At 73.0% G+C, this 15,231-nt stretch carries 12 protein-coding genes and 1 pseudogene; 10 read left to right on the top strand and 3 right to left on the bottom strand.

Going from position 1 to position 15,231, the window contains the following annotated elements:
• The first annotated feature begins 216 nt into the window (after positions 1-216).
• Positions 217-2,319: a condensation domain-containing protein gene (locus tag ACIRGB_RS33030; RefSeq protein ID WP_403872675.1), complete on the top strand. Its 2,103-nt coding sequence runs from the start codon at positions 217-219 to the stop codon at positions 2,317-2,319.
• A gap of 64 nt (positions 2,320-2,383) precedes the next feature.
• On the opposite strand, the gene ACIRGB_RS33035 is transcribed toward ACIRGB_RS33030, so the two are convergent.
• Positions 2,384-2,590 carry a hypothetical protein gene (locus ACIRGB_RS33035; protein ID WP_403872677.1) on the bottom strand — a complete coding sequence of 69 codons (207 nt, stop codon included), beginning with the start codon at positions 2,588-2,590 and terminating at the stop codon, positions 2,384-2,386.
• A gap of 380 nt (positions 2,591-2,970) precedes the next feature.
• On the opposite strand from ACIRGB_RS33035, the gene ACIRGB_RS33040 reads away from it, so the two are divergent.
• From ACIRGB_RS33040 to ACIRGB_RS33060, 5 genes are all read left to right on the top strand, one after another.
• On the top strand, positions 2,971-3,237 hold the full coding sequence (locus ACIRGB_RS33040; RefSeq protein ID WP_403872679.1) for a PqqD family protein: 267 nt from the start codon (positions 2,971-2,973) through the stop codon (positions 3,235-3,237).
• A 305-nt stretch (positions 3,238-3,542) separates the two neighbouring features.
• Positions 3,543-4,391 carry a mycofactocin-coupled SDR family oxidoreductase gene (locus ACIRGB_RS33045; protein ID WP_403872681.1) on the top strand — a complete coding sequence of 283 codons (849 nt, stop codon included), beginning with the start codon at positions 3,543-3,545 and terminating at the stop codon, positions 4,389-4,391.
• A 6-nt stretch (positions 4,392-4,397) separates the two neighbouring features.
• Positions 4,398-5,777 (top strand): KamA family radical SAM protein, encoded by a 1,380-nt coding sequence (locus tag ACIRGB_RS33050; RefSeq protein WP_403872683.1) that lies wholly within the window; start codon positions 4,398-4,400, stop codon positions 5,775-5,777.
• A 13-nt stretch (positions 5,778-5,790) separates the two neighbouring features.
• Positions 5,791-7,050: a pyridoxal phosphate-dependent aminotransferase gene (locus ACIRGB_RS33055; protein WP_403872685.1), complete on the top strand. Its 1,260-nt coding sequence runs from the start codon at positions 5,791-5,793 to the stop codon at positions 7,048-7,050.
• A gap of 21 nt (positions 7,051-7,071) precedes the next feature.
• Entirely contained in the window at positions 7,072-8,040 is a 969-nt protein-coding gene (locus ACIRGB_RS33060) for an ACP S-malonyltransferase (RefSeq protein WP_403872687.1), read from the top strand.
• 53 nt (positions 8,041-8,093) lie between these two features.
• Here ACIRGB_RS33060 and ACIRGB_RS33065 read toward each other — a convergent pair whose 3' ends face one another.
• Positions 8,094-8,336 carry a phosphopantetheine-binding protein gene (locus ACIRGB_RS33065; protein WP_403872689.1) on the bottom strand — a complete coding sequence of 81 codons (243 nt, stop codon included), beginning with the start codon at positions 8,334-8,336 and terminating at the stop codon, positions 8,094-8,096.
• A gap of 127 nt (positions 8,337-8,463) precedes the next feature.
• On the opposite strand from ACIRGB_RS33065, the gene ACIRGB_RS33070 reads away from it, so the two are divergent.
• On the top strand, positions 8,464-10,002 hold the full coding sequence (locus ACIRGB_RS33070) for an AMP-binding protein (protein ID WP_403872691.1): 1,539 nt from the start codon (positions 8,464-8,466) through the stop codon (positions 10,000-10,002).
• A gap of 100 nt (positions 10,003-10,102) precedes the next feature.
• On the opposite strand, the gene ACIRGB_RS33075 is transcribed toward ACIRGB_RS33070, so the two are convergent.
• Positions 10,103-11,641: an AMP-binding protein gene (locus ACIRGB_RS33075; RefSeq protein WP_403872693.1), complete on the bottom strand. Its 1,539-nt coding sequence runs from the start codon at positions 11,639-11,641 to the stop codon at positions 10,103-10,105.
• A gap of 119 nt (positions 11,642-11,760) precedes the next feature.
• On the opposite strand from ACIRGB_RS33075, the pseudogene ACIRGB_RS33080 reads away from it, so the two are divergent.
• From ACIRGB_RS33080 to ACIRGB_RS33090, 3 genes and pseudogenes are all read left to right on the top strand, one after another.
• Positions 11,761-13,209: pseudogene (locus ACIRGB_RS33080) on the top strand (type I polyketide synthase); the annotation flags it as partial.
• A 25-nt stretch (positions 13,210-13,234) separates the two neighbouring features.
• Positions 13,235-13,765: a flavin reductase family protein gene (locus ACIRGB_RS33085; RefSeq protein ID WP_403872695.1), complete on the top strand. Its 531-nt coding sequence runs from the start codon at positions 13,235-13,237 to the stop codon at positions 13,763-13,765.
• Positions 13,766-13,860: 95 nt separating this feature from the next.
• The gene (locus ACIRGB_RS33090; RefSeq protein ID WP_403872697.1) at positions 13,861-15,132 is read left to right on the top strand and encodes an LLM class flavin-dependent oxidoreductase; all 1,272 of its coding nucleotides are present in this window, start codon (positions 13,861-13,863) and stop codon (positions 15,130-15,132) included.
• Positions 15,133-15,231 lie beyond the last annotated feature (99 nt).

Here is a 15,231-nt window from a genome sequence, read left to right on the forward strand (position 1 = left end):
TCCTCGGCGGCCGGGCGGAGCGGGGCCCGGCGCGGCACGCGGTACGGCGTCGTCCCTCCCCGAGCGGAGTGCGCGGCCAGGACCGCTCGGGACCCGGTAGGGGACCGGCGGAGACGGCCGGTCAGGCGGCGGTCGCGGCGCTACCGTGCCCTTGCCGATCACGAGGTGCTGCCGCCACCAGTGCCTCTCGTGCCGAGAAGGGGAGGAGAAGCGCCGATGCCGTTCAACCGGTCCTCTGTCCCGGGCGTGACCGTGGTCCTGGACCCGGGGTGCCGGGCTCCGGACACCGGCACCGTCCTGGACCTGAGAGGCAGACTCGACACCGCCGTCCTGCGGACCGCGCTCGCCCAGATCGCCGCCGGACGCCCCGGACCGCACGGTGCGCCCCGGCTGCTGCGGCACGGTGCCGACCACCACACCCTCGAACTTCCCGCCGGACTCGGGGACTGGGCCACCTGCCCCGCGGGCATGCTGGCGGACCTGGTCACCAGCGGTCCCGCGGCGGTGGCGCGCAGCACCGGGCACGGCCGGGCCGGTGCTCACCCGCCGGGCCCGCCTCCCGCGCGGCGGCCGGCCCGGACCTTCCCCGTGACCCCGTTCCAGCGGGAACTGCTGGCGGGACCGCACCCACCGGACCAGCAGGTCGAGCAGTTCACCTGGCGCTGGCACGGCCCCCTGGACACCGGCCGGTTCACCGCTGCCTGGCAGTGCGTCGTCGACCGGGAGAGCGTGCTGCGCACCGCCTTCGCCTGGGACCCCCAGCTGCGGGCGGTGCTGTTCGACCACTGCGTGCCGGAGGTCGTGCGTCACCCGTACGACGCCTCGGTGAGCCGCGAAGCCCTGCTGGCGGCGGAACGCGAGCGCGGCTTCGATCTGCGGCGCCCGGGGTTGTTGCGCGTGGCCCTGCTCGACCGAGCGCCCGACGGGCCGTCCGTCGAGCCCTGCGCCGTCGACGTGGCGCTCACCTACCACCGCTCCGTGCTCGACGCCTGGAGCGTCCGCCTGCTGCTGCGCACGTTCTACCGCGCCTATCTCGCCGGAGGCCGGCTGCCCGGCGGTGAACGCCGGCCCGACCTGCGCGACTACACCCGCTGGCTGGACGACCGGAACCTGGACGCGGCCCGGGACTTCTGGCGGCGGCCGCTTTGCCGGCCGCCCGTCGCGCTGCGCCCGGCGGCCCCGGGCGAACGGACCGGGCAGGACGGCACCGGACGGGGCGGCGTCCGGCTGTCGCGGGCCGAGACGGCGCGGCTGACCCGGTGGGCGGCCCGCCGGGGCGTCACCGAAAGCAGTGTCCTCCAGGCCGTGTGGGCCCTGGTGCTGTACCGGGCGTCCGGCACGGCGGGCACCCCCGCCCCCGTCGTGCTCGGGGTGACGTTCTCCGGCCGCGGCGTCCTGCTGGAGGACGTCGAACGCGTCCCGGGGCCGCTGGCCGTCCCGCTGCCGATGAGCGTCGCCGTCGACCCCGCGCAGACGCTCTCCCGGCTGCTGCGGACCGTCCGCGACCAGGTCCTCGGCATGGCCGCGTACGAGTGGGTCCCCGCCGGCCGGATACGCGACTGGCTCGGGCTCGCCGACCGGCCGGGCCCGGGCGAGGTCTGCCTCACCTTCGAGCACCGCACCGTCGAGGACGGCACGCTCACCGGGGCGCTCGCGGCACACGGCGTCCGGGCCGGACCCGCGGCACTGACGGGGGCGCCGACCTCGGCGGCGCTCGACGTCGTGGCGTACCGCGACGAGCGGGACGGCCTCGTCGTGTCCACCGTGTACGACCGCGCGACGCTGGGGGACGCGGGAGCGCGGACCATGCTCGACCGCTGCGCCCGGCTGCTGCGCCGCCTGCCGGGCCTCGCGGACGAGTCGACCACCGTCGCCGACGTGCTCGGCACGCTCGGCGAGGCCGGGACGCCCCGCCTGCACACCGGGCCCGCGCGCGGCACCCGGGCCGGGACGCTCGTGCCGCTGCGCGCGCCGGGCACACCGGACGCGGCGACCGTATGCCTCGTGGGCGCCCCGGGCGCACCCCACGACTGGCACCACGGACTCCTGCGGTGCTACGAGGGCGCGCAGGCACTGGTGTTGCTGCGCACCGCGCCGCACGCGGTCCAGCAGGGCGCCGCGGCGCTGGGACCGCTCGCCGGGGCACCCGGGCGGCTGATCCTCGGCGGGTTCTCCGGCGCGGGGACGCCCGCCTACGCGATCGCCCGGCGGCTGGCGGAGTCGGGGCACAGCCCCCCGCCCGTCATTCTCGGCAGCGGCGAGGAGGGCGCGGGCGCGCACGCCCTGGCCGACGCCCTCAGACGGGCCGCGGAGAGCTGACCGGGCACACCGGCCGCTGGTCCCGTACCGGTGACGGGACGTACCCGGACCAGCGGCCGGAAGGTCACACGGCCACGTGGTCGGGGACCGGGCGGCCGGGGACCGCGGCCCGGAGCAGCTCGGCCTCGGCCTTGAGCCTGCGGGCACGGCCGAAGGCATGCCACGCGGCCCAGACCGCGGAGCCCGCCCCGGCCAGGGAGACGGCGGAGGCGATGCCGGCGAGCAGCATCCGTTCGTCGGGGTAGGCGCGGTCCTGTCCGTCAGCCGACACGGGCGTCACCGCCCGGACCGGTGAGGAGACCCGCGCGGCGTCCGGCGTCGGCCGGGACCCCGCGGGGCGGTAGGAGGGGACATCTCATGGACGACTCCCGTCGGAGAGCGGAACGGGCGCGGCACAGGCCGGCGCCCCGGTGTTCGAGAGGGTCCCGGCAACCGCCGGAAGCGCGCTCGAGGAATGGACGAGGTCGACGCGAGGACGCCGGGGGAGCCGGCCCCGCTGGGGTTGTCCGCAGCGCGCAAGGGGTGCTGGCAACACCCTCACCGGGGGTGCTGGGAAGGGGGGTTGCCACCATGGCCGCTTTCCCGGGGGCGTAGGAGGCTGGTGCCACTTCGGGGGGACCGACCGAACGACGAGCGACCGAGGAGCGGGCGATGCGCATCCTTCCGGCTGACGGAGTGACCGCGACGGTGCGGGAGAACGGCCACATGGAGTTGCGGACGACGGAACAGGGCGTCCGCGGCTGTCCCCCCGTGGGCACCGCCATGTGGATGGCGCTGCGGCACAGCGACGGCTTCCTGGACCTCGCCTCCGAGGTGCTCGCGGACGGCTGGGGCGCGGACCCGGGCACCGTGCGCGCCGCCATGGCCGCGTGGTCGCGGCGGTTGGTGGCGGACGGGCTGCTGAGGACGGCGACGTGATGGGCCGGCGGTGACCTCACGCCGGTGTTCGCGCGGCCAGACCCGGCCGGAACACGGGCCGCGCCCGCGGTGTGCGACCCATCGTCCGAGCACCGGCCCCGCCGCGAAAGCCCCTAACTCCCCCTACGACGAAGCGCTGTTGCGCGCCGCGGCCTTTTCCGGAGGGCCGCGGCTCCCCTAGGGGCCCCTGAGGATGTCGTCTCGCCCCGGTTAGGGGCGAGCGCCCGCCGAATGGCCGAGGAACCAGCGGTAGAACTGCTGGGGAATGCATCGGGCACGATGCCGATCGGTTCGGGAGGACCTCAATGGGCCGGGTTCAAGGAAAAGTTGCCGTGATAACCGGAGCCGCTCGCGGCCAGGGCCGCAATCACGCGGTCAGGCTGGCCGAGGAGGGCGCGGACATCATCGCGATCGACCTCTGCGAGGACATCGACGCCGCCACCTACGCGCTGGCCGGCCCCGAGGACCTCGAGGAGACGGTCCGGCTGGTGGAGAAGACCGGCCGGCGGGCGGTCGCCCGGCGCGTCGACGTCCGTGACGCGGTCGCCCTGAAGAAGGCCATCGACGAGGGGGTCGCCGAACTGGGCGGCCGGCTCGACGTCGTCATCCCCAACGCCGGCATCCTGCCGCTGGGCCAGGCCCCGGTCGACAGCTACACCACCACCCTCGACATCGACCTCGTCGGTGTCCTCAACACCGTGCACGCGGCCCTCCCGCACGTCGGAGAGGGCGGCTCGGTCATCCTCGTCGGCTCGGTGATGGCCTTCACCCCCTACGGTCCCGAGGACGCCATCGCCGGCCCCGGCATGGGCGCGTACAAGTTCGCCAAGCACACCCTCGTCGACTACGTGACCTCCCTCGCCGCGCAGCTCGGCCCCTCCGGCCGCCGCGTCAACGCCGTCCACCCGACCAACGTGGACACCCCGCTGCTGCTCAACGACACCGTGTACCGCACCTTCCGCCCCGACCTGGAGAACCCGACCCAGGAGGACGCGCTCCCGGTCTTCGCCTCGATCCAGTCGATGCCCGTCCCCTTCGTCGAGGTGGACGACGTCTCCAGCGCCGTGGTGTTCCTGGCCTCGGACGAATCCCGCTACGTCACCGGAACCCACATCCGGATCGACGGCGGTGCACTGGTCAAGCAGGGCCGGTGACGCACCGTGTCCACCCTCCTGGCCCAGGCCTCTGACGAGGCGGCGCGCTACCGCGCCTACGGGCCGCGCCACATCGACGACATCGCCGCCCGCTACGGGCTGCCCGACGACGTCGCCGAGACCGTGCGGCTCAGCTCGATGGTCCTGCCCTTCAGGGTGAACCAGTACGTCCTGGAGGAGCTCGTCGACTGGCAGCGGGTCCCGGACGACCCGATCTTCCAGCTGGTCTTCCCCCAGCGGGGCATGCTGAACACGGAGGACACCAAGCGTCTGGGAGTCCTCGCGGGCCAGACCGACCCCGCCGCGAAGCGGGAACTGCGCCGGACGATCGCCGAGATCCGGGCGGGGCTCAACCCGCACCCCTCGGGGCAGATGAGCCTGAACGTGCCCCGGCTGGAAGGGGTGGAACTGCCCGGGATGCAGCACAAGTACCGCGAGACGGTGCTCTACTTCCCCGGCCAGGGACAGACCTGCCACGCCTACTGCACGTACTGCTTCCGCTGGGCGCAGTTCGTCGGCGACGCCGATCTGAAGTTCTCCGCGCCCGACCCCACGGGGCTGCTCTCCTACCTCGCCGGTCACCCCGAGGTGGAGGACGTGCTGGTCACCGGCGGCGACCCGATGATCATGACCACCGACCGGCTGCGCAAGCACCTGGAGCCGCTGCTCGGCGTGCCGACGCTGAACACGATCCGGATCGGTACCAAGTCCGTCGCCTACTGGCCCCAACGCTTCGTGACCGACCAGGACGCGGACGATCTCCTGCGGCTGTTCGAGGAGGTCGTGGCCGCCGGCAAGAACATCGCCGTGATGGCGCACTTCAGCCATCCCCGGGAGCTGGAGACCGGGATCGCCCGCCGGGCGATCTCCCGGATCAGGTCCACCGGCGCGCTCGTGTACTGCCAGGCCCCGCTCATCGCGCACGTCAACGACGACGCCGCCGTGTGGAGCTCGATGTGGCGCACCCAGCTCTCCCTCGGCGCGGTGCCCTACTACATGTTCGTCGAGCGGGACACCGGACCGCACGAGTACTTCAAGGTCCCGCTGGCCAAGGCGGTGTCGATCTTCCAGGAGGCGTACCGGAGGCTTCCGGGGCTGGCGCGCACGGTGCGCGGCCCGGTCATGTCCGCGACTCCCGGCAAGGTCGCCGTGGACGGTGTCGAGGACACCCCGCAGGGCCGGCTGTTCCAGCTGCGGATGCTCCAGGCCCGCGACCCCCGGCTCGTCGGGCGGCCGTTCAGGGCCCTGTACTCGGACAGCGCCGCCTGGGTGGACGAGCTCGAACTGGCCCCGTCGACCCCCTCGGACATCGGCGAGGCGTTCCTCGGCCGGTCCGGCGGCCCGGGGGCCGGAACCACCGACGCCGACGACCGGTCGGACGTCTGAGAGGAGTCCATCGATGTCGGAGTCGAGGCTGTCACCCAACCTCGCCCTCAACCAGGCAGTGGCCCGGCGCCAGGCGGCCGGGGAGTCCCTGATCCACCTCGGCTTCGGGGAAGCCCGGCTGCCCGTGTTCCCCCCGCTGGCCGAGCGGCTCGCGGCGGGCTCGGCCCACAACGCCTACGGCCCGATCCACGGCGGCGAAGAGGTGCGTGAGGCCGTCGCCGGGTACTTCGGACGCCGGCGGCTGCCCACCTCCCCGGACCAGGTGATCGTCGGTCCCGGCAGCAAACCGCTGCTCATGGCGGTCCAGCTGGTCGTGGACGGCGACGTGATCATCCCGCGGCCGGCCTGGAACACCTACGCCCCGCAGGCGGCCCTGGCGGGCAAGCGGGCGTTCGGCGTCCCCATCCCGCAGGACTGCGGCGGCATCCCCGACCCGACGCTTTTGCGGCAGGAGATCCGGGCGGCCCGCGGCTACGGCCACGACCCGAGGATCGTGGTGCTCACCCTCCCGGACAACCCCACCGGGACCCTCGCCGGGCCCGAGCGGATCCGGGAGATCTGCGCCATCGCGGAGCAGGAGGACCTGCTGATCGTCTCGGACGAGATCTACCGGGACATCACGCACGACCCGGCCACCCCGTTCCTCAGCCCCGCCGAAGTCGCCCCGCACCGCACGGTGGTGAGTACCGGACTGAGCAAGACCCTCGCCGTGGGCGGCTGGCGCATCGGTGCGATGCGCTTCCCGGACGGGCCGCGGGGACGGCGGATCCACGACGCGGTGGCCGCCGCCGCCAGCGAGATCTGGTCCACGCTGGCACTGCCGATGCAGGAGGTGGCCCGGTACGCCTTCAGCGAGCCGCCGGAGATCCGGGACCGGCTCGCCGCCAGCGCCCGGCTGCACGGCGCGGTCGCCCGGGAGGTGCACCGCATCGTGACCGGGGTCGGCGCCCTGTGCCGTCCGCCCACCGGCGCGTTCTACCTCTACCCCGACTTCGAGCCGCTGCGGGAGCACCTGGCGGGCACGTGGGGCGTCACCGACTCGCCCTCGCTGTTCCAGCACCTCTTCGACACCTACGGCGTCGTGGTCCTGGCCGGGCACCACCTCGGGGACGACGAGGGCGCGCTGCGCTTCAAGATGGCCACCAGCCTGCTCTACGGAGACACCCGGGCCCGGCAGCAGGAGGCCCTGGAGGCGGCGGACCCGCTGCGGTTGCCCCACATACGCGACGTTCTCACGCGGCTCGAGGAGAGCTTCGTGAAGCTGACCTCGTAACCGCCAGGAGGCCGAACACTCATGGACACAGAAGCACACAGCGGTACCGCGGTGGTCTTCCCGGGCATGGCGCCGTCCCCGTTCGAGGACGTGTCCCGCTTCATGCTCGCCAACCCCTACGCGCGGGACCTGCTCAGGCGGGCCGAGGAGGTGCTCGGCTACGACCTGCTGGAACGTTTCCGTGACGACCCGGACGACTACTCCGAGTACGCCCAGACGGCGTTCCTCGTCAACAGCGTGGCGCTCGCCCGGTGGTCCTTCGACGGCGCGGGCGAGCAGCCCGACGTGATCGCGGGGGCGAGCTTCGGCGGGAAGGCGGCGGCCGTGTTCTCCGGCGCGCTGAGCTTCGAGGACGCCGTCTCGATGACCGCGCAGATGTACCGCCACGAGACCGCGTACTTCGCCGAGCACCACCGGGACGCCGTCACGCAGTCCTTCGCCCGTACGCCCCCGGACAAGCTGGCCGTCGTCCTCGCCGAGCTGGACGAACGGGGGGAGTGGTACGACCTGGCGTGCCACATCGACGACGACTTCTGGATGTACACGCTGCGCGAGGAGAGCCTGCCCCGGTTCAAGGAGCGGATACGCGCCCTGGGCGGCATGCCGATCTACACCATGCGGCCGCCCATGCACTGCGCCGCTTTCGGGGACCTGCGCGACACCGTCGAGCGGGAGATCTTCTCCGGCCTCACCTTCCACGAGCCCGCGCTGCCGGTCGTCGCCGACCAGGACGGGCGGGTACTGAAGACGGCCGACGACACCCGGGCGATGCTGCTGGACGGCTATGTGCGACCAGTGCGCTGGCCCGAGGTGGTGGGCACCCTCAAGGAACTGGGCGTCGCCACGGTGCGGGTGGCGGGTCCCGACGCGCTCTTCGGCCGGGTCGCGCTGACCACCCGCAGCTTCGAGGTGGTCCGGCTGACGCCCGCCGCGGCCATGCGGCCGCGCCGCACCGCCCCGCGCAGACCCGTGCGCCGGTCCGCCGCGTGAGTGAGCGCCCTCCGCCGGCCCGGCGGAGGGCGCTCGCACGTCGGCATGGGGGATCAGGCGGGCATCAGGGCCGCCAGGCCCCGCCACAGCGTGCCCGGGGTGGCGAAGTTCTCCATCCGCATCATGTCGTCGGCGAAGCGGATGGACAGGCCGCTCTCCAGATCCGCTATCAGACCGACCATTCCCATCGAATCGAGGCCGAGGTCGCGCAGATCGTCGTCCTCCTGGATCTCCTGCTCTTTCGCCAGGAAGGGAAGGTGGCTGCGGAGAATCTCCTCGAACTGCTCATTCCACATAACAGGCTCCGTTTTCTCGCTGTATTCCGGCGACCCAGCAGGTGGTGGCTCGCACGTCCATGAGTAAGGGGGCGACTGGAATGGGCGCAACCCTTCTCTGACCCCTATTCAGGAATCTGGAGTAACCATGGAAAGCACCGCCGGGCGGCCGTTGTACGAGCGTTTTCTCAGCGGCCTGCGCATTTCGCCGACCGGTACCGCCGTCCGGGACGGCGACCGCAGGATCAGTTACGAGGAGGCGCACGAGACCGCGCTCGCCCGGGCCGGGGCCCTCCTCGCCGGGCTCGAGGGCCCGCCCGCCGCCGTCGGTGTGCTGGCGGGCAAGAGCGCGGACGCCTACCTCTCCCTCCTGGCCGCGCTCTACACGGGCGCCACGGTGGTCCCTCTGCACGCCGAGTTCCCCGCCGTCCGCACCCGCCGGATGCTGGAGGCCGCCGGGGCGGGGGCGGTGATCGCCGACGGCCGGGGGCTGGCGGCGCTGAAGGAGACCGGACTCGAACTCCCGGCCCTCGCCGCCGGAGCCGACGCGGACCGGGGGCCGGCGGCGCACCGGACACCGTTCACCGGGCCCGCCCTCGACGAGCCGGTGCCCGTCGCGGCGAACGACACCGCCTACGTGCTGTTCACCTCGGGCTCCACCGGCCGTCCGAAGGGGGTGCCCATCTCCCACGACAGCGCGCACCACTACTTCCAGCTGGCCGACAAGCGGTACGACTTCCACGCGGGCGACGTCTTCTCGCAGACCTTCGACCTGAACTTCGACTGCGCGATGTTCGACCTGTTCTGCGCCTGGGGCGCGGGAGCGGCCGTCGACGCGGTGCCCGCCGGTGCCTATCGCGACCTGCCCCGGTACCTGGCCGAGCACGGACTGACCGTGTGGTTCTCCACGCCGAGCGCCATCACCATGGTGCGGCGGCTGGGCGGGCTGGTCCCCGGCGCGATGGCCGGGCTGCGCTGGAGCCTGTTCGCCGGGGAGGCGCTGCGCCAGGACGACGCCGCCGACTGGCAGGCCGCCGCGCCCCGTTCCACGCTGGAGAACATCTACGGGCCCACCGAGCTGACCATCACCGTCACCGGGCACCGCTGGGAGCCCGACACCTCGCCGGACCGCTGCGTCAACGGGCTGGTGCCCATCGGCCGCGTGCACGAGGGCCACGCGTACCTGCTGCTCGGCGAGGACGGACGGCCCACCGAGGAGCCCGAGGGCGAGCTGTGCGTCGCCGGCCCGCAGCTCACCAGGGGATACCTCGACCCCGGTGACGACGAGGGCCGCTTCCTGCGGCACGACGGCGTCCGCTACTACCGCACCGGGGACCGGGTCCGCCGCCCGGCCGACGGCGAACTCGTCTACCTGGGCCGCCTCGACTCCCAGGTGCAGGTGCAGGGGTGGCGGATCGAGCTCGCGGAGGTCGAGCACGCCGTCCGCGGCTGCGACGCGGTGCGCGACGCGGTCGTGGTGACGCGGACCGCCGAGGACAGGGCCGAACTGGTCGTCTTCTACACCGGCGATCCGGTACCGGCGGCCGTGCTCGCCCGTCAGATGCGCGACGCGCTGCCCAAGGGCATGCTGCCGAGGGACTACCGGCACCTGGAGGAGTTCCCCCTCAACTCCAACCGCAAGATCGACCGGGGCGCACTCGCCCGCCGGGCCGCCGGCCTGCCGTGACCCGCGGCGGGTCCCGCGCGGCCCGCACACCACGGGACGGCCCGCACACCGGGCGCGGGACGGTCCGCGCGCCGGGTGCGGGCCGTCCCGCGCCGGAGCCCTACGCCGTCTGCGCGGCCAGCGCCCTGCGGTCGGTCTTGCCGTTGGACGTGACCGGCAGGCGCGTCAGCACCGTGAACCGGGACGGCACCATGTACGGGTTCAAGGTCTGCTTGCAGAACACCGCCAGGGCCTGCTCGCTGAACGCCCCGGCGTCCGGGGCCGGTACCACGAAGGCGTGCAGGGCCAGCTCCCCGTCCGCCCGGGGCAGGGCCAGGACGGCCACCGAGGTCACGCCGGGGAACTGCGCGACGGCCCGCTCCACTTCGCCGATCTCGATCCGGTTGCCGCGGATCTGCACCTGCGAGTCGCGCCGGCCCAGGAAGTACAGCTCCCCCTTCTCGCCGTGCTGGGCGAGGTCGCCGGTGCGCAGGACGGTCCGGCCGGAGGCGGGGTCCAGCGGGTCGGGGACCAGGGCTCGCGCGGTGGCCTCCGGGTCGTCGAAGTACCCGGTGAAGAGCGAGGGGCTGTAGAGGTGGATCTCGCCGACCGCCCCCGGCTCGGTGACCAGGGTGCCGTCCTCGTCGAACAGCAGCATGTCCGCGCCGCGGTGGGCGTTCCCGATCGACAGCCGCTGGAGATCCTCGGGCAGCGGATTGGGCACGTCCGCGAAGGAGGCGGCCATCGACTCCGTGGCGCCGTAGCAGTTGATGACCCGGGTGCCCGGCCGCAGTTCCTGCATGCGCCGCAGCTCCGGCAGCGGGAAGTCCTCCCCGCAGAAGAGGAGGGAGGAGAGCGTGGACAGCGAGGCGAGCAGCTCGGGCTCGTGGCGCAGGGGGGCCCGCCAGATCGAGGGCACCCCGTCGACGTGCGTGACCCGGGCCGTCTCCAGGAAGCCCAGGAAGCGGCGCGGGAAGAACAGCACCTGGCGCGGTACGGGCACCAGCGTGGCGCCGCTGCCGAGGGCGAGCCCGATGTCCAGCAGGGAGAAGTCGAACTGCAACGGGGAGGTGGTGGCGACCCGGTCGTCGGCGCCGACCATCCCCTCGGCGAGCATGCCGCGGTAGAACGCCGTCACCCGGTGGCTCATCACCACGCCCTTGGGGCGGCCCGTGGTCCCGGACGTGAAGATCATGTACGCGGTGTCGGTCTCCACCACCGCACGGCGCGGCCGGGCCGAGGGCAGCGGGGCGCGCTCGACGGTGATGCCGTGCGTGCCGAAGCGCGCGGTGCCGATCGACTCCGCGAGCCCGGTGCGCCCGCCCCCCGGCGCTTGGAGGTGCAGGGCCGGGCGGGCCGCGTCGGTGATGGTGCGCAACCGCTGGTCGGGGGTCTCCGGGCTGACCGGGATGAAGGCGATGCCTTGCCGGGAGCAGGCGAGCAGCAGGGCGACCGCGGTGGCCGTGGTGTCCGATTCGATGACGGCCCGGTCCCCGATGCCGAGGCCGGCCTCCGCCAGCGCCGACGCGTACGTGTCGGACAGTTCGGCCAGCCGGCCGTAGGAGGTGGAGACCAGTTCCCCGGTCTCGGACAGTTCCACCACGGCCGGGCGGTCGGGCGTCGCGCGCCCCCGCGCCCACATGAATTCATGAAGCAGCATCATTTCAGGCTAGGCACGCGGGCCCGGGCGCGCCGGGCCGGACCGTGTTCCTAGGGGGCACGGAAGGGACCGCGCTTTCCGGAGCGAAATGTCAGCGGTACGGCCGGGGTGCCGTAGGGGTGGGGCGGCCGTTGCCCCGTCGGTACGTTCGAAGCCGCCATGCGCCCGCCGGATTTCCGCGCGGGGCAGGTCATGGGCAGCTATCCCCTGGGGTTGGGACCACACACATGGAAGTCGACCAGGTCGTCACAGCGCTGCGTCAGTCCCTCCTGGACAACGAGCGTCTGCGCCGGGAGAACGAGCAACTGACCGCCGCGGCGGCCGAGCCCGTCGCCGTGATCGGCATGGCGTGCCGCTACCCCGGGGGCGCCGCGTCGCCGCAGGAGCTGTGGCGGCTGGTCGTCGAGGGCCGCGACGCGATCTCCCGGTTCCCCGACGACCGCGGCTGGGACGTGCCGGGTCTGTACGACCCGGAGCCCGGCGCCCCGGGCAAGAGCATCACCCGGCAGGGCGGCTTCCTCCACGACGCGGGCGAGTTCGACGCCGAGGTGTTCGGCATCTCCCCGCGCGAGGCCAGGGAACTGGACCCGCAGCAGCGGCTGCTGATGACGGTCTCGTGGGAGGCCCTGGAACACGCCAGGATCGACCCGCTGCTGCTCAAGGGCAGCCGCACCGGCGTGTTCGCCGGGCTGATGTACCACGACTACGAGGGCGCGGACGGCAGCGGCAGCCTGGTCAGCGGCCGGGTCTCGTTCACCCTGGGCCTGGAGGGCCCGGCCGTGAACGTGGACACCGCCTGCTCCTCCTCCCTGGTCACGGTGCACACCGCCGCCCAGTCCCTGCGCACCGGCGAGTGCTCGCTCGCCCTGGCGGGGGGAGTGACCGTGATGTCGACCCCGCAGACCTTCACCTACTTCAGTGCCCAGCGGGGGCTGTCCGCCGACGGCCGGTGCAAGGCGTTCGCCGCGGCCGCGGACGGCACCGGCTGGGGCGAGGGGGTGGGGGTGCTCGTCCTGGAGCGGCTGACCGACGCCGTGCGCAACAAGCGCCGCATCCTGTCGGTGATCAGCAGCTCGGCCACCAACCAGGACGGCGTGTCCAGCGGCATCACCGTGCCCAACGGCCCCTCCCAGCAGCGTCTGATCCGACGCACGCTGCAACAGGCCGGGCTGAAGAGCGAGGGCGTGGACGCCGTCGAGGCGCACGGCACCGGCACCCGGCTCGGCGACCCGATCGAGGCGCAGGCGCTGCTCGCCACGTACGGGCAGAACCGTCCCGTGGACCGTCCGTTGTGGCTGGGTTCCGTGAAGTCGAACATCGGCCACACCCAGGCGGCCGCGGGGGTCGCCGGGATCATCAAGATGACCATGGCGATGCGGCACGGGGTGCTGCCCGCCACCCTGCACGTCGACGCGCCCACCCCCCAGGTCGACTGGGCGGCGGGCAACGTACGGCTGCTGACCGAGAACCAGCCGTGGCCCGAGACGGGGCGGCCCCGCCGCGCGGGTGTCTCCTCCTTCGGCATCAGCGGGACCAACGCGCACGTCATCGTCGAGCAGGCACCGGCCGGCGGCGACAGTGGGGCGGTCTGAGATGCGCCAGCCTCCGACGGCCGCCGTCCCGACCGACACCGGCCAGTTCCGTGCCGTGCTCGGGCACTTCGGCAGCGGTGTCACCGTCATCAGCGCCGTCGACGCCGCCACGGGCCGTCCGGTCGGCTTCACCTGCCAGTCCTTCACCTCCCTCTCGCTCGATCCGCCGCTGGTGGCCTTCACCGTCGCGCGCTCCTCCGTGACCTGGCCGCGCATCCGTGCCGCGGGCGCCTTCTGCGTCAACGTCCTGGCCGCCGGTCAGGAGACGCTGTGCCGGTCCTTCGCGCGCAGCGGCACCGACAAGTTCGCCGGTGTGGAGTGGCGTCCGGCCGCGGGCACCGGGTCCCCGCTGCTGGCCGGCGTGCTCGCCTGGATCGACTGCCGCATCGAGGCCGTTCATCCGGGCGGCGACCACAGCATCGTCATCGGCAGGGTGCAGGCGCTCGCCGGACCGGCCGGTGACACGCGCGAGCCCCTCCTCTACTACGGGTCGGAGTTCCGCCGCCTGGCCGCCACCGCCCCGGCCCCCTGACCCCCGGCCGCCCGGCCCCGGTCCCCGTCCCGGGACCCGCGGGGCGCCGGCGCCCCCTTCCTACCGAGACGTTCCGTTCTGGAGAGGACACACACATGCGATTCGGGCTCAGCTACCACCACCAGCTGCCCAAGCCGTGGGCCGACGGCGACGAGGAGCGCCTGTTCAACGAGGCCCTGGAACAGATCGAGCTGGCCGACCGCGTCGGGCTGGACTATGCCTGGGCCACCGAGCACCACTTCCTGGAGGAGTACTCGCACTCCGGTGCCCCCGAGGTCATCCTCGCGGCCGCCTCCCAGCGCACCAAGAACATCCGCCTGGGCCACGGCATCGTGCAGCTGCCGGGCGCGGTCAACCCGCCGGCCCGCATCGCCGAGCGCATCGCGACCCTCGACCTGATCTCCGGCGGGCGGGTCGAGTTCGGCACCGGCCAGGGCAGTTCCCAGCTCGAACTCGGCGCCTTCAACGTCGAGCGCAGCACCAAGCGCGAGCACTGGCGCGAGGCCCTCGACGTCGTCGTCCGCATGATGACCGAGACCCCGTTCACCGGTCACAAGGGCGACTTCTTCGACATCCCGCCGCGCAACGTCGTCCCCAAGCCCAAGCAGAAGGCCCACCCGCCGCTGTGGCTGGCGTGCAGTGCGCGCGACACCATCGAGAACGCCGCCCGGCTGGGGCTGGGCGCGCTGTCCTTCTCCTTCGCCTCTCCCGAGCAGTCCAAGGAGTGGGTGGACTCCTACTACTCCATCATCGAGTCCGACGAGTGCCGGCCGGCCGGCCGGGTGGTCAACCCCAACTTCGCGGTCGTGCTGCCCCTCATGTGCCACGAGGACGGGGAGACGGCCCTGGACCGGGGGCTGGAGGGGGCGCACTTCTTCTCGTACTCGCTCATGCACTACTTCGTCTTCGGCAAGCACCAGCCGGGTGTCACCGACATCTGGTCGGAGTTCCAGGCCACCAAGGAGATGCTGGGCTTCACCCGGGAGCTGCCGCAGCCCGGCAGTGCCCCGACGGCCCCCGGCGCGGAGCAGATGCTGGAGCAGATCACCGCCCTGCGCCGCGGTATCGGCACGCCGGCGCAGATCACCGAGCTGCTGAAGGAGTACGAGGCGGCCGGCGTGGACCAGGTCATCTTCTCGGTCCAGATCGGGCGCAACCGGCACGAGCACATCACCGAGTCCCTGGAGCTGTTCGCGCGCGAGGTGCTGCCGCAGTTCACCGAGGGGCGCGAGGAGCGCGAGGCGCAGAAGGCCGCCCGCCTGGAGGTCGCCGTCAAGGAGGCCCTCGCCCGGGTCGAGACGCCGGACAAGGACGTCTCGGACTTCGTCATCGACAACGAGCTCGCTCTCCTGTCGAACGACTCCTGAGCCCCGCGGGGGACGGGGTCCGGCTCCCACCGGACCCCGTCTCGTCGCGCCGTCGGAGTTATACGGGTGTACTAGAAGCTTGTATAGTACGGACGACCG

Origin of the sequence: Streptomyces sp. NPDC102490, from assembly GCF_044765285.1 — a bacterium.
Lineage (GTDB): Bacteria > Actinomycetota > Actinomycetes > Streptomycetales > Streptomycetaceae > Streptomyces.